At 67.1% G+C, this 21,674-nt stretch carries 21 protein-coding genes and 1 rRNA gene; 14 read left to right on the top strand and 8 right to left on the bottom strand.

Translation table 11 applies throughout. The features are described from left to right. Window positions 1-352: 352 nt before the first annotated feature. Window positions 353-1,873, bottom strand: a 16S ribosomal RNA gene (locus tag KY500_RS17355). A 546-nt stretch (window positions 1,874-2,419) separates the two neighbouring features. On the opposite strand from KY500_RS17355, the gene KY500_RS17350 reads away from it, so the two are divergent. Both KY500_RS17350 and KY500_RS17345 read left to right on the top strand, forming a co-directional pair. Next, a complete protein-coding gene (locus KY500_RS17350) occupies window positions 2,420-4,000 on the top strand; it encodes an NAD(P)/FAD-dependent oxidoreductase (RefSeq protein ID WP_219901595.1) in 1,581 nt (526 codons plus the stop codon). A 78-nt stretch (window positions 4,001-4,078) separates the two neighbouring features. Next, on the top strand, window positions 4,079-4,666 hold the full coding sequence (locus KY500_RS17345) for an SRPBCC domain-containing protein (RefSeq protein WP_219901594.1): 588 nt from the start codon (window positions 4,079-4,081) through the stop codon (window positions 4,664-4,666). Between the two features lie 4 nt (window positions 4,667-4,670). On the opposite strand, the gene KY500_RS17340 is transcribed toward KY500_RS17345, so the two are convergent. From KY500_RS17340 to KY500_RS17325, 4 genes are all read right to left on the bottom strand, one after another. Continuing rightward, window positions 4,671-5,240: a thioesterase family protein gene (locus tag KY500_RS17340; RefSeq protein ID WP_219901593.1), complete on the bottom strand. Its 570-nt coding sequence runs from the start codon at window positions 5,238-5,240 to the stop codon at window positions 4,671-4,673. A gap of 65 nt (window positions 5,241-5,305) precedes the next feature. After that, window positions 5,306-6,040 carry a nucleoside phosphorylase gene (locus tag KY500_RS17335; RefSeq protein ID WP_219901592.1) on the bottom strand — a complete coding sequence of 245 codons (735 nt, stop codon included), beginning with the start codon at window positions 6,038-6,040 and terminating at the stop codon, window positions 5,306-5,308. Window positions 6,041-6,128: 88 nt separating this feature from the next. Further along, window positions 6,129-7,211: an alpha/beta hydrolase gene (locus KY500_RS17330; RefSeq protein WP_255579512.1), complete on the bottom strand. Its 1,083-nt coding sequence runs from the start codon at window positions 7,209-7,211 to the stop codon at window positions 6,129-6,131. Window positions 7,212-7,372: 161 nt separating this feature from the next. Then, window positions 7,373-7,912 carry a YbhB/YbcL family Raf kinase inhibitor-like protein gene (locus KY500_RS17325; RefSeq protein ID WP_219901591.1) on the bottom strand — a complete coding sequence of 180 codons (540 nt, stop codon included), beginning with the start codon at window positions 7,910-7,912 and terminating at the stop codon, window positions 7,373-7,375. Window positions 7,913-7,997: 85 nt separating this feature from the next. Between KY500_RS17325 and KY500_RS17320 the strand changes: the two genes are divergently transcribed. Beyond that, entirely contained in the window at window positions 7,998-8,897 is a 900-nt protein-coding gene (locus KY500_RS17320; RefSeq protein WP_219901590.1) for a rhodanese-related sulfurtransferase, read from the top strand. Window positions 8,898-9,093: 196 nt separating this feature from the next. Then, window positions 9,094-10,290 (top strand): MFS transporter, encoded by a 1,197-nt coding sequence (locus tag KY500_RS17315; protein WP_219901589.1) that lies wholly within the window; start codon window positions 9,094-9,096, stop codon window positions 10,288-10,290. A gap of 3 nt (window positions 10,291-10,293) precedes the next feature. Here the strand turns inward: KY500_RS17315 and KY500_RS17310 are convergent, their stop codons facing one another. After that, on the bottom strand, window positions 10,294-10,770 hold the full coding sequence (locus KY500_RS17310; protein WP_219901588.1) for a hypothetical protein: 477 nt from the start codon (window positions 10,768-10,770) through the stop codon (window positions 10,294-10,296). Continuing rightward, window positions 10,767-11,663, bottom strand: a complete 897-nt coding sequence (locus KY500_RS17305; RefSeq protein WP_219901587.1) for an LssY C-terminal domain-containing protein — start codon at window positions 11,661-11,663, stop codon at window positions 10,767-10,769. Before KY500_RS17305 ends, KY500_RS17310 begins: the two co-directional genes overlap by 4 nt. Before the next feature lie 65 nt (window positions 11,664-11,728). Between KY500_RS17305 and KY500_RS17300 the strand changes: the two genes are divergently transcribed. The 7 genes from KY500_RS17300 to KY500_RS17270 all read left to right on the top strand — a co-directional run bounded on the left by KY500_RS17300 (window position 11,729) and on the right by KY500_RS17270 (window position 17,635). After that, window positions 11,729-12,955, top strand: a complete 1,227-nt coding sequence (locus KY500_RS17300) for a cysteine desulfurase-like protein (RefSeq protein WP_219901586.1) — start codon at window positions 11,729-11,731, stop codon at window positions 12,953-12,955. A gap of 97 nt (window positions 12,956-13,052) precedes the next feature. Continuing rightward, a complete protein-coding gene (locus tag KY500_RS17295) occupies window positions 13,053-13,955 on the top strand; it encodes an ATP-binding cassette domain-containing protein (protein ID WP_219901585.1) in 903 nt (300 codons plus the stop codon). Next, on the top strand, window positions 13,952-14,788 hold the full coding sequence (locus KY500_RS17290; RefSeq protein ID WP_255579509.1) for an ABC transporter permease: 837 nt from the start codon (window positions 13,952-13,954) through the stop codon (window positions 14,786-14,788). The genes KY500_RS17295 and KY500_RS17290 overlap by 4 nt, the downstream gene beginning before the upstream one ends. 38 nt (window positions 14,789-14,826) lie before the next feature. Beyond that, window positions 14,827-15,840 (top strand): MDR family oxidoreductase, encoded by a 1,014-nt coding sequence (locus KY500_RS17285; RefSeq protein WP_219901584.1) that lies wholly within the window; start codon window positions 14,827-14,829, stop codon window positions 15,838-15,840. A 29-nt stretch (window positions 15,841-15,869) separates the two neighbouring features. After that, window positions 15,870-16,250 (top strand): DUF1304 domain-containing protein, encoded by a 381-nt coding sequence (locus KY500_RS17280; protein ID WP_219901583.1) that lies wholly within the window; start codon window positions 15,870-15,872, stop codon window positions 16,248-16,250. Beyond that, window positions 16,226-16,867, top strand: a complete 642-nt coding sequence (locus KY500_RS17275; protein WP_255579958.1) for a dienelactone hydrolase family protein — start codon at window positions 16,226-16,228, stop codon at window positions 16,865-16,867. The genes KY500_RS17280 and KY500_RS17275 overlap by 25 nt, the downstream gene beginning before the upstream one ends. Before the next feature lie 186 nt (window positions 16,868-17,053). Continuing rightward, window positions 17,054-17,635, top strand: a complete 582-nt coding sequence (locus tag KY500_RS17270) for a helix-turn-helix domain-containing protein (protein WP_219901582.1) — start codon at window positions 17,054-17,056, stop codon at window positions 17,633-17,635. A gap of 45 nt (window positions 17,636-17,680) precedes the next feature. On the opposite strand, the gene KY500_RS17265 is transcribed toward KY500_RS17270, so the two are convergent. After that, entirely contained in the window at window positions 17,681-18,487 is an 807-nt protein-coding gene (locus tag KY500_RS17265; RefSeq protein ID WP_219901581.1) for a hypothetical protein, read from the bottom strand. Between the two features lie 294 nt (window positions 18,488-18,781). Between KY500_RS17265 and KY500_RS17260 the strand changes: the two genes are divergently transcribed. The 3 genes from KY500_RS17260 (at window position 18,782) to KY500_RS17250 (ending at window position 21,604) form a co-directional block, all read left to right on the top strand. Further along, complete coding sequence (locus tag KY500_RS17260) at window positions 18,782-20,026, top strand: IS256 family transposase (protein ID WP_219901179.1); 1,245 nt, start codon at window positions 18,782-18,784, stop codon at window positions 20,024-20,026. A 106-nt stretch (window positions 20,027-20,132) separates the two neighbouring features. After that, window positions 20,133-20,582, top strand: coding sequence for a hypothetical protein (locus tag KY500_RS17255; RefSeq protein WP_219900606.1), 450 nt, complete (start codon window positions 20,133-20,135; stop codon window positions 20,580-20,582). Window positions 20,583-20,617: 35 nt separating this feature from the next. Next, a complete protein-coding gene (locus tag KY500_RS17250) occupies window positions 20,618-21,604 on the top strand; it encodes a DDE-type integrase/transposase/recombinase (RefSeq protein ID WP_255579195.1) in 987 nt (328 codons plus the stop codon). Window positions 21,605-21,674 lie beyond the last annotated feature (70 nt).

Below are 21,674 nucleotides of genomic sequence, written 5' to 3'. Positions count from 1 at the left end.
AAGATGCTCGCGTCCACTGTGTAGTTCTCAAAGTACGGGCGGTACCCCTTACGACCAACGACCCCGAAAGGTACGACTGTTGACCGAAAAAGGTCCAGAGGAAAAGTTCAACCGCGATCAAGACAAGCTCGATCACCGATTGTTCCGGTCCCTCAGGACCCAACAGCGTGCGTCATGCAAACCCGCCTGACCCAACCCTTTCCATTCACCGAAGTGAAGTACTGAGATCAAACCATTTGGTTCTGCATCAATGTCAATGTTCCACCCATGAGCGCCATCGAAGAACATTCGTCTTCGTATGACTTGGCAGTGTTACTCCGCTGTATACAGACGGCACTGCTGTGCTCCTTAGAAAGGAGGTGATCCAGCCGCACCTTCCGGTACGGCTACCTTGTTACGACTTAGTCCTAATCACCGATCCCACCTTCGACAGCTCCATCCCTTGCGGGTTTGGCCACTGGCTTCGGGTGTTACCGACTTTCATGACTTGACGGGCGGTGTGTACAAGGCCCGGGAACGTATTCACCGCAGCGTTGCTGATCTGCGATTACTAGCGACTCCGACTTCATGAGGTCGAGTTGCAGACCTCAATCCGAACTGAGACCGGCTTTTTGGGATTCGCTCCACCTCGCGGTATTGCAGCCCTTTGTACCGGCCATTGTAGCATGCGTGAAGCCCAAGACATAAGGGGCATGATGATTTGACGTCATCCCCACCTTCCTCCGAGTTGACCCCGGCAGTATCCCATGAGTTCCCACCATTACGTGCTGGCAACATAGGACGAGGGTTGCGCTCGTTGCGGGACTTAACCCAACATCTCACGACACGAGCTGACGACAACCATGCACCACCTGTATAGAGACCTTGCGGGGCGACTGTTTCCAGCCGTTTCCTCTATATGTCAAGCCTTGGTAAGGTTCTTCGCGTTGCATCGAATTAATCCGCATGCTCCGCCGCTTGTGCGGGCCCCCGTCAATTCCTTTGAGTTTTAGCCTTGCGGCCGTACTCCCCAGGCGGGGAACTTAATGCGTTAGCTGCGACACGGAGACCGTGGAATGGTCCCCACATCTAGTTCCCAACGTTTACGGCATGGACTACCAGGGTATCTAATCCTGTTCGCTCCCCATGCTTTCGCTCCTCAGCGTCAGTTACGGCCCAGAGATCTGCCTTCGCCATTGGTGTTCCTCCTGATATCTGCGCATTCCACCGCTACACCAGGAATTCCAATCTCCCCTACCGCACTCTAGTCTGCCCGTACCCACTGCAGGCCCGAGGTTGAGCCTCGGGTTTTCACAGCAGACGCGACAAACCGCCTACGAGCTCTTTACGCCCAATAATTCCGGACAACGCTTGCACCCTACGTATTACCGCGGCTGCTGGCACGTAGTTAGCCGGTGCTTTTTCTGCAGGTACCGTCACTTTCGCTTCTTCCCTACTAAAAGAGGTTTACAACCCGAAGGCCGTCGTCCCTCACGCGGCGTTGCTGCATCAGGCTTGCGCCCATTGTGCAATATTCCCCACTGCTGCCTCCCGTAGGAGTCTGGGCCGTGTCTCAGTCCCAGTGTGGCCGGTCACCCTCTCAGGCCGGCTACCCGTCGTCGCCTTGGTGAGCCATTACCTCACCAACTAGCTGATAGGCCGCGAGTCCATCCCAAACCGAAATTCTTTCCAACTCCTAGCCATGCGGCTGAAGCTCGTATCCGGTATTAGACACCGTTTCCAGTGCTTATCCCAGAGTTTGGGGCAGGTTACTCACGTGTTACTCACCCGTTCGCCACTGATCCAAGAAGCAAGCTCCTCTTCACCGTTCGACTTGCATGTGTTAAGCACGCCGCCAGCGTTCGTCCTGAGCCAGGATCAAACTCTCCGTAAATGTTTAGCTGACTAACCAGCAAGCTGGCGTCACATCTAGTGCACCGAGCCGCCGGAATAGGCGACAACGATGCAAGTTTGAAACTGACAGAACAAATCATTACTGACTTGCTTTGTTGTTTAAATGTTTTCCAAAGGAATCTCTTCCGCGGTACTCCCTAGAAAGGAGCCCTACGACCGAGGTTTTTGGCATTTGACATTGTGCACGCTGTTGAGTTCTCAAGGATCGGACGCACCCGACTTCAGGCCTGAAAGGCTGTCGCTCCGGGGCACTTCGATGTTGTTCTTGTTGCCCGCTTGGTTTCCATTTACTGGATTCGAAGCGAACTTCATCAAGCTGTACAAAGCGAAGAATCGCTTTCTTTTCTGCTTGGAGTTGGTCCCGCTTGAGGCCGGAAGCTCTGCGGCTTTCCGAACCTGTGGGGTGACGAGAGATGACTATACGGGGGTTTCGGAGGGGGTCGCAAATCGCATTTGCATCCCGGGCGTGTCGCCCGATGGCGTTAGTGTCGATGCACCAGCATCGGCGCGGACGGAAGGCCTCTCCATGGACAACACACACGACATCGTCATCGTCGGCGGCGGCCACAACGGGCTCACCGCGGCGGCGTATTTGGCCCGTGCCGGACGCCGGGTTCTACTGCTCGAACGCGACGACCACGTGGGTGGGGCAGCCGTATCGGCGGCCGCGTTTGCGGGCGTGGACGCCCGGCTCTCCCGGTACTCCTACTTGGTGAGCCTCCTCCCCCGGCGCATCGTCGACGAACTCGGCCTCGACATCCACCTGGCCCGCCGCCGCTATTCGTCGTACACCCCTGATCCGGCGCGTCCGTCGGCCGGACTACTCGTGGACGCCGGGGACCCGGACGAGACCCGCGCGTCGTTCAGTCGCATCGGGGCCGAGTCTGATGCGGCCGCCTGGCAACAGCTGGGCGACGACCTCGGGCACGTGGCCCGGGCGCTGTTCCCCACGGTGTGCGAACCGTTGCCCACCCGTTCGGAGGCTCGCCGGTTGGTCGGCAACGACGATCTGTGGACCGAGCTGATCGAGCGTCCGCTCGGCGACATGCTGACCCGACGCTTCAGCAACGACCTGGTGCGCGGGGTCGTGGCGACCGACGGCCTCATCGGCACGTTCACGTCGGTGCACGATGACTCCCTCGACGCCAACCGGTGTTACCTGTACCACTCGATCGGCAACGGCACGGGTGACTGGGATGTGCCGATCGGCGGCATGGGCGCGGTGACCGGCGAACTCGAACGGGTCGCCAGGCAGGCGGGAGCGCGCATTCTGACCGGCGCAGAGGTGACCGGCATCGATGCAGACGGCACCGTGCGGTATCGCCAGGACGGTGCTGACCAGGCCGTCATCGGCTCCCGGGTGCTGGCCAATGTGGCGCCGTGGGTCTTGGACGGGCTCCTGGGCGACAGGCCGGCCGACACGGCGAAACCGGAGGGCGCCCAGGTGAAGGTGAATCTGCTGCTGTCCCGGCTCCCCCGGCTGCTCGACCCGGCGGTGTCCGCGGAGGCCGCGTTCGGCGGCACCTTCCACATCAACGAGACGCTCAGCCAGTTGGAGACGGCCTACCGGCAGGCCAGCGCCGGCACGGTGCCCGAGCTGGTCTCCTGCGAGATCTACTGTCACTCGCTGACCGATCCGAGCATCCTCTCGCCGGACCTCGTCGCGGCCGGCGCGCACACCCTCACGGTTTTCGGCCTGCACACGCCCGACCGGCTCGCCCACGAGGACAACGCCGGCCTGCGCGCTCGACTGCAGGCGGCCGTGCTGGCCTCGCTCAACTCGGTTCTCGCCGAACCGATCGAGAGCCTGTTGCTGAGAGATGCCACCGGCGCCCCCTGCATCGAAACGAAGACCACCGCGGACCTCGAGGAGGCACTCAACCTGCCTGGAGGGGACATCTTCCACGGCCTGCTGTCCTGGCCCTTCCTGGAGGACGACGCGCCGCGAGACACGGCGGCCGAGCGCTGGGGTGTGGCCACGCGGCACCAGCGGATCCTGCTCTGCGGGGCCGGCGCTCGGCGCGGCGGCGGCGTGAGCGGGCTCGGCGGTCACAATGCCGCCATGGCGGTGCTCGAAGCCGAAGTCGCAGAAGGGGCTGCGGCGTAGGGCGCGCTCTGGCGGCGGCCCCGAACTAGGCATAGCCTCAGAGAGAAGGCTCGTGTTTCACTCACCGTGGAGGTCACTATGCCCACCCAGCCCCTGCCTGGTCCGCCGGACGTCGCTCATGCCACCGGACGTTTCGCCCACAGGGACGACGGGCTCTACCTGCTCTTCGACCGGATCTTCACCGCGGCCCCCGAGTACATCTGGGAGGGGCTGACGAAGCCCGAGGCCCTGCACGGCTGGATCGGCACGTACACCGGTTCTCCCCTCACCGGGGCCGTGCGTTTTCGCATGGAGTCCCAGAACGATTCACAGTGGGAGTTCGTGAGCATTCTCGAGTGCACACCGCCCACCCGCCTGGCACTCGACATCGGTGAGGGCGAGGATACCTGGCGAGTCCTCGCCCATCTCAGCGAGGGCTCAGGAAAGACCGTGCTCACCTTCGGGCTGCGGCTGCAATCCCCGGCGGAAGCAGCCACCTTCGGACCGGTCTGGGACTACTACCTCGATCGCCTGGTCGCCTCCCGCACGCACCACGCATTGCCGCCGTTCAGCAGGTACTACCCCGCCCTGAAGAAGCACTACCAAGAGCTGATCGTGCTCAAGCGCATCCAGCAGGCAGCCACCGCGCCGGTGGACATCGAACTGGGGAGCACCGACTCGGTCTGACCGGCTACTCCCAGATACTGGGGGCCGCCGCGCGGGTGGCCGGCATGGCGACGTCGGCGCTCCAGTCGAGCAGCCAGGCGGGCACCGTCAGGTCGTCGGGCACGGCACCGACGGCGTCGATGAGTTCGTCGATGGTCACGACACCGCCCGAGCGCTTGAGGAACCGGCCGCGGATGAAGCCGCGGGCGTAGACCTCGACGGAACCGTCGGCATCCGCGCTGGGTCGCACGAAGCGTTGCTCCACATAGACTGCCTTCTCGTCGAAGCCCAGGATGCGGGACTCCACCGTGAAACGCTGGCCGAGGGTGAGTGACTTGCGGAAGCTGATGGTCTCGGACACCACGACCGGGTACCAGCCCTTGGCTTGGAAGATCGCCCAGATGCCGGTGCGGTGCAGCATGTCGAATCGGGCGATGTCCATGATCGACAGGTACACGCCGTTGTTCATGTGCCGCAGGATGTCCTGGTCGGTGGGCAGCGTGATGAAGCGGGTGCGGGCCACGTCATAGTGCCCGAGCCGAGGGCCGAAGCGCGACAGCAGCGAGTGGAGCAGGGTTCGAAAGAACATGTGCACCCGACGATGCTAGCCGCCGGCGGCCGCTGGCGGGGCAATCGGCAGAGACTCCCGATGGTTCGGGCTCAGGCGTCGGGCAGGCCGACGAGCGCGTCAAGAGCCACGGAGGCTCCACGGGCGAGGTGCGCGGGGTCGGCGACGGCGCCGGCACCCTCGATCACCAGGCAGCCGCCGGCCCGCACGCCGCGGGTGGACGCCAGCACGAGAAGCGCCGCGAGGTCCATCTCGAGGGCGAGCACCCCGACCGACACGTAGCCGGCCTGGTTGAGGTCGACGATGCCGGGGAAGGATGCGGCCCGGCTCCAGACGATGCCGCGGTGGTGCGGTGCGTCCTGCCGGTGAGCGGATGCGGCCAGCGCCAGCACCACCTCGGGGCCGGCGGCCGCCGGGTAGCCCGCGGGCACGAGTTGCCCGGTCACGCCGTCGTCGCGCACGCAGGACTCCGCCATGATGAGATCGCCCGGGCCGATGCCGCGCAGCAGGGCTGCGGCGGAGCCGAGTTTGATGATGGTGTCCGCACCGGCATCCATCAGCTCCTGATAGAGCCGAATGGCGCCAGGGGCCCCGGCGCCGTGGCAGGCGACGACGATCTCGGTGTCGTTCCAGGCGCCGGCGAACGCGCGGTATTCGCGGTGCCCGGCCACCTCGCGCACGTCGGTGAGCCGGTGCGTGATGTGCTCGGCGAGCTGAGGGTCGTCGACCGTCAGGGCCCGCGGCGGCAGCCCGGTTCGGGGCAGGCCGGTGAACGGGAGGCCGGCGGTTGGCCGGCCGGCGGGCGGGAACGGGTGGGCCTGGTTCATGTCTTCCCTCGGAGCCGGCGTGGCCCTGCCCGGGTGTGCGGCAGGTCGACCCTGTCTACCACGCGCCGTACCGGGGCCGGCGCGGGAATCAGGCCAGGGCGGGTTCGGCCGGAGCCGAGCGGGCGAGCGCGTGCGCGGCCTGGGTGGGCAGGTCGGCCACCTTGCGCACGAAGGTACCCAAGCGGCGGTAGACCTCCTGCGATTCGGGGTGGCTCGCATCCTGCTGCCAGGTGTGCCGGGTGTTGGTGCGGTGCCGGCCGTAGATCACGGTGTCGACAAGGACCGAGCGACGCCGAAGGGCCTCGATGAAATTGAGGTTGGCGCGGTAGAAATAGTCCCGCTCTGAAGTCGTGATGAACACCGGCGGGAATCCCTTGCCCAGCCACTCGATCGGCGACAGGAAGCGGGCGGCATCGCGCAGCGATTGGCCACGACCGCGCTCGGGGAGCAACATCCGCAGGAAATTGAGGCTGAGCACGAAGCCGCGCTCGAACATCACCGAGAAATCGGCGATGCTGCAGTGCTGCACGAGACCACGCAGATGACCAGGCTCGATCTGCAGGTCGATGTCGTGGTGCGCGGCGAGGGCCTCGTCATTCGCCGCGGCGGTGAGCAGCGCCGCGATGTGACCGCCGGCGGAGTCGCCGCCGATCACGATGCGGGTGGGGTCGCCGCCGTACTCGAGGATGTTGCGCTTGACCCAGGTGAGCACGTCATTGGCGTCGTGCAGCATGTGCGTGATACCGAACCGCGTGGCCATGCGGTAGTTCGCGTTGACCACCACCATGCCCTCGACGGCCTGGCTGGCGGCGTACTTGGTGAGCGGGGCCTTGTCACCGGAGGTCCAGCCGCCGCCGTGGAAGTACACGTAGACCGGCAGCGGGGCCGGGGCCGCTGCCCCGTCGACGGCATCGTGCGGCACCAGAACATCGAGTCGGTGGTCGCGGATGCCGTCGCCCACGTAGTCGAGGTCGAAGTGGTAGTCGACGGCGTCGATGGGGTCGGCGTTGAACTTGTGCAGCTCACCGGGCGCGAGTCGCGTCATCAACGCACGCCAGAGCCAGACCGGCACCCGCGCCAGTCCGGTCTCCCGGTGGGTGAGGTGGGAGTCCCTGGCGGGACCCGCGGTGGAATCGAATGCACTGCTGGTGAGGGGGGAGATGCGGAACATGGTGCCTTACTGCCGGTGTGGCTCTGCCGAGAGCGGCAGGGTCAAACCGATGTCGCCCTGGAGGCGCGTGGATCAGAATTTTGCCGCCTGATGACGATAGTTGTCACACCCTGAGATAACCTGAGAATCATTCATGTGCATGGATCCGGCGGTTCCCCGGCTCAGGCGTCAGCGCCTCCGGCGACTCCCGTGGCCTCGAGAACGGCGCGCGCCAGGGTGTGGAAATGCACGTTGAAGCCCATCACCGCCGGCGTGGCCTGCGGGTCGACGCCGAGGTCGGCCACGTCGAGCGCGTGCAGCACGAATTGGTAGCGGTGGGTACCCGTTCCGGGCGGCGGGCCGGCGCCGATGAACGTGGGTGCGCGGCCCTCGTTGGGCATGACGACGGCGCCCGCGGGCAGCAGCACCGAGTTCTCGGCCCCGGCTCCGGTGGGCAGGCTGGTGGTCTCGGCGGGGATGTTGAACAGCGCCCAGTGCCAGAAGCCCGAGCCGGTGGGCGCATCCGGGTCATAGACGGTGAGAGCGAAACTCTTGGTCTCGGCGGGGAAGCCCGTCCAGTGCAGGTCGGGGGACACATCCTGTCCACCCGCGCCGGCGCCGTACTGCGCAGCCGCGAGGGACCCGCCGTCGATCATCACGGAACTGGTCAGGCTGAACAGTGGCACCTCGCCGAAACGGGCGAAGGGATCGGTGCTGGGCATACACGCTCCAAGGGTTCGGCTGGTGGTCTGGTGTTTCAGCCTACGTGGCTGCTGCCTCAAAAGCACCGACGCCTAAAATATGGAGGTGGCCATTCCGAAGATCCTTCTCTACTACGTCTTCACCCCGCTCGCCGACCCCGAGGCCATCCGGCTGTGGCAGCGAGACCTCTGCGAATCCCTGGGTCTGCGCGGGCGCATCCTGATCTCCAAGGACGGTCTCAACGGCACGGTGGGTGGCGATCTGCCGGCCCTCAAACGTTACGTGCGCAAGACCCGGCAGTACGCGGCGTTCGCCGACATCGACTTCAAGTGGAGCGAGGGCACGGGGCTCGACGAGAACGGCGCAAGCCTCGACTTCCCCCGCCTGGTGGTGAAGGTGCGCGACGAGATCGTCAGCTTCGGCTCCCCCGCCTCACTCACGGTGCAGGCTGGCGGCGTGGTGGGTGGCGGCACCCGCCTGGCCCCCGCCGAATTGCACGCCCTGGTGGCCGAGCGCGGTGACGACGTGGTGTTCTTTGACGGCCGCAACGCCTTCGAGGCCGAGATCGGCCGCTTCCGGGGCGCGGTGGTGCCGGATGTGGCCAACACCCGTGAGTTCGCAGCCGAGCTGGACAGCGGCAAGTACGACCACCTCAAGGGCCAGCCCGTCGTGACCTACTGCACCGGCGGCATCCGTTGCGAGGTGCTCTCGTCGCTCATGAAGGACCGTGGCTTCGGCGAGGTCTACCAGCTCGAGGGCGGCATCGTGCGGTACGGCGAGGCCTACGGCGACGACGGCCTGTGGGACGGCTCGTTGTACGTGTTCGACCAGCGGATGTCGGTGGACTTCAGCGACCACGCGGCCGTGCTCGGAAACTGCCGGGTCTGCGGCGACCCCACCAAGAACATGCTCAACTGCCGCGACCTGTCGTGCCGGGAGCAGCTTGTGGTGTGCCCGGACTGCGTGGCCTTGGCCGCGCCGGCCTGCACGGCGCACGCGGCGTAGTCCGCACGGCGCCTGAGCGCGGGCGCATTCACGGCGCGACGCCACACGGTGAAAGTAGTTGCTTGCGCAGTTACCTAGCGTGTGCAATTATTTATCACGCGCCTGCAAGTACCTCCCTAGGTCTCGACTCGCTCGACCACCGGGACCGATCAGCGATGGGGACGGGCGCGTACCCCGCACACACCGAAGGATTTTCATGCCCATTGGATTGATCGCACTCGCCCTTGGCGGTTTCGGGATCGGCCTGACCGAATTCGTCATCGCCGGCCTCCTGCCCGAGGTGGCCGCCGACTTCGCTGTCTCAGAGGCGGCCGCCGGCTGGCTTATCTCCGGCTACGCCCTCAGTGTCGCCGCCGGTGCCGTCCTGCTCACCGCCGCCGTGACCCGGCTGCCCCGCAAACACGTTCTGGTGGGGCTGATGGTGCTCTTCATCATCGGCAACCTGGTCTCCGCTCTCGCCCCGACCTACTCGGTCATGCTGCTCGGCCGCATCATCGCGGCCCTCTGCCACGGCGCCTTCTTCGGCATCGGCTCTGTCGTCGCGGCCAGCCTGGTGCCACAGAGCAAGAAGTCCGGCGCCATCGCCATCATGTTCACCGGCCTCACCCTCGCCAATGTGCTCGGGGTGCCGTTCGGCACCTTCATCGGCCAGAGCTTCGGCTGGCGGGCCACCTTCTGGGCGATCACCGTGATCGGCGCCATCGCGCTGGCCGGAATTGTGGCACTCGTGCCCCGCGCCACCGACGACACCGCGCACGTGAGCAACCTGCGCGGCGAACTCCGAGCGTTCCGGTCGGGCCAGGTGTGGCTCTCACTCGTGGTGACGGTGCTCGGCTTCGGCGGCATGTTCGGTGCCTTCACCTACATCGCCTTCACCCTCACCGAGGTCAGCGGCTTCGCCAGCGCCGCCGTGCCGTGGCTGCTCGTGGTGTTCGGTGCCGGACTCTTCGTCGGCAACATCCTGGGCGGCAAGGCGGCCGACCGGCGCCTCGACCCCACCCTGATCGTGTTGCTGTCCGGCCTCACCGTGGTGATGGTGCTCTTCGCCCTCACCGCCGCCAACCCCGTGGCCACCGTCGTCGCGCTCGTGCTGATGGGCGGTTTCGGTTTCGGCACCGTTCCCGGCCTGCAGACGCGCATCATGCTCTACGCCGACACCGCGCCCACCCTGGCCTCCAGCGCCAACATCGCCGCGTTCAACGTGGGCAACGCCCTCGGCGCCTGGATCGGTGGCATCACCATCAGCGTCGGCCTGGGCTACACCTCCCCGATCTGGACCGGCGCCGTCATCACCGCAGCCGCCGTGATCGTGATGATCGTGGCCGCCACCCGCCGCAGCGCGCTCGCCCCGGCGAGCGCCGGCCTCATCACGGCCGACGCGCCCGTCGCCTGAGGCTCAGCGCCCGGACCGGGCCTCACCCCGGGCCCGGGCGAAGTGCCGGGCGTTCGCGCTGGACAGTGCGAGCAGGATGAGGATGTCGACCGTGACACCCGCCAGCGAGGTGCGCAGCGTGATCTCGGCACCGTTGAGGGCGTAGTCGGCGAAGGAGAGCAGGATGCTCAGCGATGCGAACGACATGGCCACCACCCTGGCCCAGTTGTGACCGATGAGCACCAGCGCGGCCAGGCCGAGGTAGAGCACGAGGTAGACCGCGTAGGCACCGAGCAGCCAGCCCAGGACGGCGCCCGCGGCCTGCGGGTTGACGCCGCCGACCCGCTCGCCGTTGATCACGATCGTGGCGGCATAGGTGTCCCAGGATGCCAGCACGGTGACGATCACGGCGGCGCCGGACAACGCGCGCACCGCCATCAGTAGCGCCCCGCCGACTACCGACGCCGGGCGCTTGCCGCGCGGGGAGCGGATGTCACTCATGACAGCCCGGTCACTTCGACCACCGATCCGGCTTCGCCCACGGCCTCACCGCTGGGCCTTCCGGCCACGGGCAGGCCGCGCAGGTCGATCACCGGCAGGTCGCCGTCGGTCTGGATGCTGTCACCGCCGCCGTTGCGGGAGTGATAGCCGCTGGCGAAATCGCGCAGCAGCACGATCCGGGTCTGCGGCATAGCGGCGCGGATGCTGGCCACGATGTGGTCCCGCTCCACATCGGTGTGCTCGTCGATCTTGTGGGTGACTTGCAGTGTGAACAGGCTGAGCCCCACGGCCCGGTCGAAGGTGCCGGCGGCCAGCCAGTCCACGCGGTGACCGCCGGGCAGCATCCAGCCGTCCGGGCAGCGCCAGAACCGCACGTGATGACGCTTGGCCGGGTTGTTCTCGACCTCCTGCTGGTAGGCGAAGTCCTGGATCCGGTCGAAGAGCAAGAGCGGACTCACCGGTGCCTGCAGGTAGCTGCGCCGACGCACGGTCGAGGTCACGATGCGCCAGCTGGAGGCGAGGGTCACGTCATCCGCCCGGGTCCACCCCGCCGCAGCAAGCGCCGCGTGCACCTGGTCGGCGCTGCCGGTGAGGGCGAGGTTGACCGGGTCGCCGAGCAGGCCGTCGCTCGTGCGGGTGCGGCCAATGAAGTAGTCGGGCACGTAGAGCCGGGTGAGGATGCGGTGCAGGCGCGGCAGCACCAGGTAGGCCAGCAACGCCCAGAACAGCACCGCGAACCAGAGCAATCCCCAGCCCAGCCCCAGGCTCTCGGTGGCCAGGAGTACGGCGAGCCAGACCGCCGCGAAGCCGGCGAGGACGAAGAAGAACGAGTCCAGCACCGCCCCGAATGACACACGCCGCCGCACGGAGGGCCCCGCCGTGGTCTCTGGCATGCGCCCATGCTAGTTCGGTCGCCCCACGCGCGGAGGGACCGGCCGATCAATGCTTGGATGGCAGGGTGACCTACGACGTCGAAACGATCCGCGCCCACTTTCCCGCCCTGTCCGCCGGTTCCGTGCACTTCGACAGCCCGGGCGGCACGCAGACCCCCGTGAGCGTCGGCCAGGCGATCATGGACACCCTCACCGGCCCGCTGTCGATTCGCGGCCGGCGCAGCCCCTCCGAACGCAACGCCGACGATGCCGTCACCGGCTTCCGCACCGCGATGGCCGACCTGCTCGGCGCCGACCCGCTCGGCATCGTCTACGGCCGCAGCGCCACCCAGCTCACCTACGACTTCTCCCGGCACCTCGCCCGGCACTGGGCGCCGGGCGACGAGATCGTGGTCTCCCGCCTCGACCACGACGCCAACATCCGCCCGTGGGTGCAGGCCGCCGCACACGTCGGCGCCACCGTGGTGTGGGTGGACTTCGATCCGAGCACGGGCGAGCTGCCCGCATCCGCCGTCGCCGCGGTGCTCACCGACCGCACGCGCCTGGTCGCGGTCACCGCCGCATCCAACCTGATCGGAACCCGACCGGCCATCGCGGAGATCGCCGAGGTGGTGCATGCGGCCGGCGCCCGGTTGTTCGTTGATGGGGTGCACTACGTTCCGCATGCCTTCGTGGACCTGGCCGCGCTCGGCGCCGACTTCTTCGTCTGCTCCCCGTACAAGTTCTTCGGCCCGCACTGCGGCGTCCTGGCCGCCGACCCCGCCCTGCTCGAGGGGATCCATCCCGACAAGCTGCTGCCCTCCACGGATGTGGTGCCGGAGCGCTTCGAGCTCGGCACCCTGCCCTACGAGACCCTCGCGGGCGTCACGGCCGCCGTGGACTTCCTCGCGGGCCTCGGCGACCTGGCCAGCGGCAGCACCTCACGCCCCAGCGTCAGCCGCCGGGAACGCCTGCGCGCGTCGCTCCGGCAGGTGGAGGCGCACGAGGATTCCCTCCGCGCACGGCTCGAAGCCGGACTGGCCGCGCTGCCCGGGGTGACCCTGTACTCGCAGGCCGCCGATCGCACGCCCACGGTTCTGGTCGGCTTCGCCGAGCGCACCGCCGCCGACGCGGCCCAGTTCCTCAGCGAAAGGCGGATTCTGGCTCCGGCCGGGTCGTTCTACGCTCTCGAGGCGTCCCGTCACCTCGACCTCGGTGATGCGGGCGGCCTGCGGGTGGGCCTGGCCCCGTACAGCACGGCCGCGGAGATCGACACCCTGCTGGTCGCGATCGCCGAATTCCTGCGCGCGTAGCCGACTTTGGCCGCGCTGGGCCGGCATCCGTGCAAAAAACCCGGGCGGACCGGCCCGTTTTCCCCATAAACTGACGCTAGCGACAGAGGGGACACTGATGCCAATCGGCTCGGTCATCGAATTCAGCAATATCACCAAGAGGTTCGGGCAGGTCACGGCCGTCAACGACCTCTCCTTCACGGTCGAGCCCGGCCGGGTGACCGGATTCCTGGGACCGAACGGCGCCGGCAAGACCACAACCCTCCGGATGCTGCTGGGCCTGGTGGCCCCCACGTCCGGCACTGCCACCTTCGGCGGGGTGCGATACCGGGACCTGCCACGGCCTCTGGCCACCGTGGGAGCGGCCCTCGAAGCCGCCAGCTTCCACCCCGGCCGCACGGCCGCCAACCACCTCGGCGTGTACACGATCGCCGCCGGGCTGCCCCGCACCCGGGTCGGCGAGGTGCTGCACCAGGTGGGCCTGGCCGAGCACGCCGACCAGCGCGTCGGCGGCTACTCCCTGGGTATGCGCCAACGTCTGGGCCTGGCCTACTCGCTGCTGGGCGACCCCGGCGTGCTCGTGCTCGACGAGCCGATCAACGGCCTGGACCCTGAGGGCATCAAGTGGATCCGGGGGTTCCTCAGCAGCATGGCCGCGGAGGGCCGCACCGTGCTGGTGAGCTCGCACCTGCTCAGCGAGGTGCAGCAGAGCGTCGACGACGTGATCATCATCGCCAAGGGCGAACTCGTGCACTCCGGCCCGCTCTCCAGCCTGGACACCAACATCGCCCCGCAGGTCATCGTGGACTCCCCCGACCGGGACGCCCTCGCGGCCGCGCTCACGGCGGCGGACCTGCAGTTCACCTCCGGCCGCACGGGCCTGATCGTGGCCGTGCCCGACCCCGGCCTGGTGGGCCACATAGCCTTCACCGCCGGCGTGGAACTGAACGTGCTGCACAGGCAGAAGGCCGGCCTGGAAGACTCCTTCCTCGCCCTCGTCGATGGAGGCGAATCGCTGTGAACCTGATCCTGCGCCCCGTGGCCGCCGAATTCAGCAAGATCCTCACCACCCGGATGTGGTGGATCCTCGCGCTGGTGCTGTTCGGCTACATCGCCCTCCTGGCCGGCGGGCTCGCCGCCCTGTTCGGCGGCATCGACAGCGGCGCCATCAGCTCGGACTCCGTGAACACCGGTGGTGGCGGCAGCCTGGCCGGGCTCGGGAGCCTGCCCCCGCTCATCTACAGCTTCGCCGCCTCGGTCGGTTACGTCTTCCCGGTGCTGCTGGGCGCCCTGGCCAGCACCGGCGAGTTCCGCCACCAGACCCTCACGCCTACCTTTCTGGCCACACCCCGGCGCGCCCGGGTGCTCGGCGCCAAGACCATCGCCCTGTTCGTGGTGGGTGCGGCCTTCGGCGTCGTCGCGCTGGCTGCATCCGTGGGCGTCGGCGCCCTGGTCTTCAACGGCTTCGGCATCGACCCGCTGCTCGCCGACTCGGCGACCTGGGCGCTGATCGGCCGCACCGTGGTGGCCATGGCGCTCTGGGCCGTCATCGGCGTGGGCCTGGGCGTTCTTGTGCCCAGCCAGGTCGCGTCGATCGTGATCGTGCTCGCGTTCACCCAGTTCGTCGAACCGCTGCTCCGCTTCGCGTCGTCGTTCACGCAGGTGACGGCGGATGTGGGCAAGTTCCTGCCAGGCGCCGCCTCCGACGCGCTCGTGGGGGCGAGTTTCTTCACCCTCGCCAGCCCGGGTGGGGCCGTGTTGGCGAGCTGGCAGGGCGGTCTCGTCCTACTGGCGTACGGTCTGCTCGCCACGGGCTTCGGCTACCTGGTGAGCTGGAAGCGGGACGTGACCTGATCCGGCCGGCAGCACCGTGCCAGGTCTAGGGTGAAGGCATGTCTGCTCCCGAGTTCCGCGCCATCGTCGTCGACCGTACCGAGGATGAATCGGGTAAGCGCACCCAGTCAGCTGCGCTGACCACGGTCACCGACGACGTTCTCATGGACGGCGACGTCACCGTGGCCGTCGAGTTCTCCAGCATCAACTACAAGGACGGCCTGGCGCTGATGGGCCGGCCCGGTGTGGCCCGGGTGTGGCCGCTGATCGCCGGCATCGACCTCGTGGGCACCGTGGAGGCGAGCAGCGACCCGCGCTGGAGCGCCGGCGACCGGGTGATCCTGAACGGGTCGGGCATCGGTGAGAGCCACCACGGTGGCCTGGCCGAACGTGCCAGGGTCTCGGGCGCCTCGCTGGTGCGGCTGCCGGATGCCCTGAGCCCCGTGCGTGCCGCCGCCATCGGCACGGCCGGGTTCACCGCGATGCTCGCGGTGCTCGCACTCGAGCGCGGCGGAGTGCAGCCCGAATCGGGCGACGTGCTCGTGACCGGCGCGGCCGGCGGCGTCGGATCCATCGCAATCGCCCTGCTCGCCGCGCGCGGGTACCGCGTCGTCGCCTCCACTGGCCGAGGCGACGAACTCGGTGACTATCTGCGGAGCCTCGGCGCAGCGGAGATCCTCGACCGGCATACCCTGGGCGAGCCCGGGAAGCCGCTACAGACCCAGCGCTGGGCCGGCGCCGTCGACTCCGTCGGCAGCCACACCCTGGCCAACGTGCTGGCCCAGACACATCAGGGCGGGGTCGTGGCCTCCTGCGGCCTGGCCCAGGGCGCCGACCTGCCCACGACCGTGATGCCGTTCATCCTGCGCGCCGTCACGCTCGCCGGAATCAACTCGGTCGAAGCACCGCTCGCCCTCCGTGACGAGGCCTGGGGGCGCCTCGCCACCGACCTCGACCTCGGGCTGCTCGACGGCCTCACCGAGGTCATCACGCTGGACGAATCCTTCGCAGCCGCCGAACGCATCCTGGCCGGCCGCATCCACGGCCGCACGGTGGTGGACGTACGCCGCTGATACCGGAACCGGGAGGCTAGGCTGCAAATATGGCCATCTTCGCTTCAGTTTTCGTCGCCCTCGCGGCAGTCCTGCACGTGTACATCTTCCTCATGGAGAGCGCGTGGTGGACCCGGCCGAAGATCTGGCAGCGTTTCGGCCTGGCCAACCAAGCCGACGCCGAGACGACCAAGGTGCTCGCGTACAACCAGGGCTTCTACAACCTGTTCCTGGCGGTGGGTGCGGCCATCGGCCTGTTCCTCTACTTCGGTGGCCCCCAGGACGCCGGCACCGCGTTGATCCTCTTCAGCACCGCGTCGATGTTCACGGCCGCGATTGTGCTCACCACGACGGGCCCGGGCAAGGTCCGGTCGGCGCTGACCCAGGGTACGCTGCCGCTGATCGGATTCATCCTGTTCCTGGCCGCCTAGCGCGCGGGGCTCTGGCCGCGCCGCTCGGCCGCCCTGCCGAAAGGACCGTTGTGACCCACGTCATCCTCTTCCACCACGCCCAGGGCCTCACCGACGGCGTCGCGGAATTCGCCCAGCGGCTGCGGGACGCCGGCCACGACGTGGTCGTGCCCGACCTCTACGACGGCCTCACCTTCGACTCGATCGATGCCGGGGTCGCCCACGCGGAGAAGCTGGGCTTCGAGACCATCATCGAGCGAGGCACGCTAGCCGCGGATGCGCTGCCGCCGGACACCGTCTACGCCGGGTTCTCGCTGGGCTCACTGCCGGCGCAGAAGCTCGCCCAGACCCGCCCGGGGGCCCTTGGGGCGTTGCTCTACCACGGCGGTGTGCCGGCGGGCTCGTTCGCGTCGAACTGGCCGGGGACCGTGGCGTTGCAGGTGCACGTGGGAAGCGGAGACGAGTGGGTAGAACTCGAGGATGCCGAGGAACTCGTCGACGAGGCCGGGGCGGCCGAGCTGTTCATCTACCCGACCGGCGGCCACCTCATCGCCGACTCCAGCCTCGAGGAGTACGACGAGGAACTTGCCGAGTTGATACTCGAGCGCTCCATCCAATTCCTCGACCGGCTGGGCTGACCTCCCGCCCTGCCTCGGTGGTGTCGTCGGTCCCGGCGGTCCCGGCGGTCGACCCCGCGAGCCGGTCTTGGGACGCGGCCGCTGAAGGCCGGGTCACCAGGTTTCGACAAGCTCAACCAACGAGTGAGGGAACGTCGAGACCCGTCGAAATGGCAAGCAGGGTTGCTGAAGTGGCATGATGGGGGCATGACCAGCGAACCGGCATCCGTTCTGAAGACCGTTGGCGCGAGGCTGCGCGAGCTCAGGCTGCAGAGCGGGCGCACCCAGGCGCAACTCTCCGCCGCGACGGGCATTTCGGAGAGCACCCTTTCCAGGCTCGAGTCCGGACAGCGCACCCCCACGCTGGAGCTACTGCTCGCGCTGTCGGGCGCTCACGACGTGACCATCGACGATCTCGTGCGCGCCCCCGCCGACGACGACCCGCGGCTCGACCAGCGGCCGTTCACGCGGCACGGCACGACGTTCATCCCGCTGAGCCGGGAGAAGGGCGGGCTGCAGGCGTACAAGCAGATCCTGCCCGGACGCACGAGCACCGACGTGCTCGAGCAGCGCACCCACGAGGGCTTCGACTGGTTCTACGTGCTCAGTGGCCGGCTGCGGCTCGTGCTGGGCGAGCACGACATGATCCTCGGGGTGGGCGAGGTCGCGGAATTCGACACCCGGGTGCCGCACGCCTTCGGCAGCGCAGGCCCGGAGCCGGCGGAGATCCTCAGCCTGTTCGGCCACCAGGGCGAACGCATCCACGTGCGCGCCAGCACGGTGCGCTGACCCGGGCTCGGTTCCTACCTGTGCCCCGGTGCCGGTCGGGACGAGCTACGCGCTCGCCTCCGGGGCGACGGCTGCGACTGCATCCGCCGGGGCAGGCTTGGTGGGCTTGGCGACCTTGGCCGGTTTGACGGCCTCGGCGGGCTTGGCGGGCTTTGCGGACTCCGTCGGTGCGATCACCTTGGCGGGCTTCGCAGGCTTGGCGGACTCGGTCGGTGCGACCACCTTGGCGGGCTTGGCCCCTTCGGTCGGCGTGACGGCCTTGGTGACCCTGGCGGGCTTCGCGGTGCGGGCGCGTTTGACGGGCGCTGCCGGGGCGGGTGTCTCGGCCGTGGCGGCCGCCTCAGAGGGTACGGCGGGCTTCGGAGCCTTCGGCGTCCGCACTCGCTTGGCCGGCTCGGCCGGGGTGCTCGGCTCGACGGCCGCACCGGCGGGTCCGGCGGGTCCGGTCGCGTCCGAGGCTGCGGCATCCGTCACCGTTTCGTCCGCCACAGCGGCGGCTTCGGTGGGCTCGAGCTTGAGCGAGGCGATGAGGTCGGGCGCGTGGTTGGTCGACAGGATCACCCGGGCGAAGTCGTCGCCGCTCAGGTCGATCACGACGGCCTGGCGCTTGCGCTTGATGGCCAGGAAGTCCTTGCCGCCGTGGAACTTCCAGACGCCGACCGCGAGCACCAGCGGAACGAGGGCCCCCGGGGCACGGATGCCGCGCACCCAGATCCACGGATCATCCGTGATCGTCACCGAGCGGATTGTGTCCCGGGAGATCACCAGGTCCTCTCGGCGGAGAGCCAGCGTCTTCTCAGCGGGCGTCAGGTGAATCTCCAGCCGGTCGGGGTGCACTCGCAAGGAAGCCATGTGCCCAGTCTGCCCGGTCCGGCTGACAATCCCCCTGTCGCAATCTCACAAAGGCGTAACGCCGCCGCGGTGGGATCGGCCCAGAAGCACCGCGCCGCCAACTGTTGCCGATGCGGACATCTGCACCCGGTACGCCCTGAGTGTCAGCCTGTGGTGAGACAAATCATCGTTGGTTGCGTCCCTGTGAGTGGTGTGGTTTCCCGCTCTTGAGCGTTGCTTCGTCAACGTAAAGAGCCACCGTGGGAGGGTCAGTGAGTACCGACTAAAGCAACTCACAGAAAGACACAAACCACGATGGCTCTAGACCAGTCTGCCCTGCTCGACCTGCTGGGAGAACTCAAACTCACCGACGTCACCGACCGAATTCGGGTCGCGACGGAAACTCTTTACCAAGAACTCATCGATGCGGAAGCGACCGCGTTCATCGGTGCCGCCCCGTTTGAGCGCACCGGCGACCGCACCACCCACCGCAACGGCACCCGACCGAGGACCTTGTCGACCACCGCCGGCGACCTCGATCTGAAGATCCCGAAGCTACGCGCTGGGTCGTTCTTCCCGGCTCTGCTTGAGCGGCGTCGCCGGGTCGATCAGGCGTTGTTCGCGGTCGTGATGGAGGCCTACGTGCACGGCGTCTCGACCCGCAAAGTCGACGACCTCGTCAAAGCGCTCGGCGCTGACACCGGGATCTCCAAGTCCGAGGTATCCCGGATCTGCGCGGGCCTAGACGCCGAGGTCGCCGAGTTCCGCGACCGCACCCTCGCGGCCCAAGACTTCCCCTACGTGTTCCTGGACGCCACCTACTGCAAAGCCCGGGTTGGGCACCGGATCGTGTCCCAGGCCATCGTCGTCGCGGTCGGGGTCGCCGCGGACGGGCGCCGGGAAGTGCTGGGCTTTGACGTGGGTGACAGCGAGAACGAGGGCTTCTGGACTAGCTTCTTGCGGTCGTTGAAGACCCGAGGCCTGGACGGGGTCAAGCTCGTCATGTCTGACGCTCACACCGGGCTGAAGAAGGCCATCGGCACCGTCTTCCAGGGCGCCGGCTGGCAGAGATGCCGGGTGCATTTCATGCGCAACGTCCTCGCCGTGATCCCGAAGGGCTCCCAGGACATGGTCGCCTCGATCATCCGCACCATCTTCGCCCAGCCCGACCAAGAGCACATCGAGAAACAGTTCCGCGAGGTCACCACCATGCTGGGCCGCTCGCACCCGAAGGTCGCCGCGATGCTCGTCGACGCGCAACCCGACCTGCTCGCGTTCGCCGGGTTTCCCCGGCGGCACTGGCGCCAGATCTGGTCCACCAACCCGCTCGAACGGGTGAACAAAGAGATCAAACGCCGCACCGACGTGGTCGGTGTCTTCCCCAACGCAGCCGCGCTGCTGCGCCTGGCCGGGTCGGTTCTGATCGAGCAGCACGACGAGTGGGAAGCCGGCGAACGCCGCTACTTCTCCGAAGCATCCATGCTCGAGCTGGCCACCATGAACAACCCCACCGAGGTAATCGACGAGGCGGTGATCCTCCCAGAACTAGCCGCCGCCTAAACTAAAACAACTGACCCGCACGGTGTTGAGAAACTCCACCACTCAGCGGGACGTGACCTCATCGTTTCATCACGGGCCGGCTGAGGGCGGGGAAGAGGACATCCAAATGGAAATGTCAGAAGTCCAAACCCGGCTTACTCGGAAGCATCATTTCACGTCTGCTGAGCGCCTCGCGATTCTTGCGCAGTGGGAGCAGTACGCGTCGACGGGCGCGGAGATCGGCGCGAAGTCCGCGTTCTGTCGCCGAGTCGGCATCGACGTTAGGTCGCTGTCGCGGTGGAGTCAGGAGAAGCGGCAGGGCCTGCTGGTCGAGACGGAACAGCGGCAGACTAAGTACGTGTTGACGAAACAGGAACGGATCGAATTTCTGCGATTGCAGAAGGAAAACGCGATCCTCAAAGCCCAGTTGGAGCAGTCCGAGAGCGCGGTGGAAGTGTTGGGAAAAGCCTCAGAGCTCTTGTCCGCGCTGGCCAAGAGCTCACAAATCCGCACCCCGCCGCTGCCGGACGAGCCAGCGATCCCGGCCGCGTTTCGGAAGCCGAAACCCACCGAGTAGCGTTCGAAACAGTCGTCGACCTGACTGCGGTGGGGATGCCGGTGGTGCGGGCCTGCGCGTTGGTCGGCTACTCGCGGGCATCGTTCTATCGGCACCGCAGCCCCCGCGCCCGCCTGGCCGCGCCGATCCCGCAGAAGGACCGGCACCAGCCGGCCACGCTCTCCACTGCGGAGAGCGCGCAGATCCTGGCGCTGATCAACACCCCTGAGTATGAGGGCTTCTCGATCTGCCAAGCCTTTTACCGGGCCTGGGATGCGGGTGTTTACCTGGCGTCGAAGTCTTCCTGGTACCGCGTCGCCCGCGCGGCCGGGCAGGTCCACGAGCGCCGCCGGCAGGCTGAGGGGTCGCCGAAGAAGATCCCCGAGCTGGTCGCGACCGCCCCGTCACAGGTGTGGTCCTGGGACATCACCAAGCTCAAGACCACGATCCGGGGCCGCTACTTCCACCTCTACGTGATCATGGACATCTACTCGCGTCGCGTCGTGGGCTGGCGGCTGGAGGCCTACGAGGATGGTGACCTCGCCGAAGAACTGATCCAAGAAGCGGTCACCGCGAACCACGGCGTCGCGCCGAACTCTCTGCACTCGGATAACGGTGCTGCGATGGTGAGCACACCGGTGTCCTTACTGCTGGAGAAACTCGGCGTCGATAAGTCCTTCTCCCGGCCCAAAGTCTCCAACGACAACCCCTACAGCGAAGCGTTATTCAAGACCGCGAAATACGATCTCGCGTTCCCTGAGATCTTCGACACGACCGATGACGCCCGCGCCTACTTCGACTGGTTCTTCCACGAATACAACCAGAACCACCGCCACTCCGGCATCGCCTGGAACACCCCCAACGACGTTCACTACGGCCGCACCGACCGAGTGACCCGCCGCAGAAGCCAAGTCCTCAACACCGCATTCCGAACGCATCCAGAACGCTACGCCCAACACCCCAAGCCCCCGGCCCTACCGGGCCGGGTATGCATCAACGACCCCCGCCAAAAACCCAAACCCAACCTGTCTCAAACAGGTTGACAAATACCGTACGCCGGGTGCAATTGTCCGTTGCGGCAACAGTCAGTGGCGGCGGTGCAACCGGGCGGGG

It is taken from the genome of Cryobacterium sp. PAMC25264, assembly GCF_019443325.1.
In the GTDB taxonomy this organism is placed as follows: Bacteria; Actinomycetota; Actinomycetes; order Actinomycetales; family Microbacteriaceae; genus Cryobacterium.
Note: the sequence above shows the minus strand (reverse complement) of the source record. Positions and strands in the feature narration are given on the sequence as shown.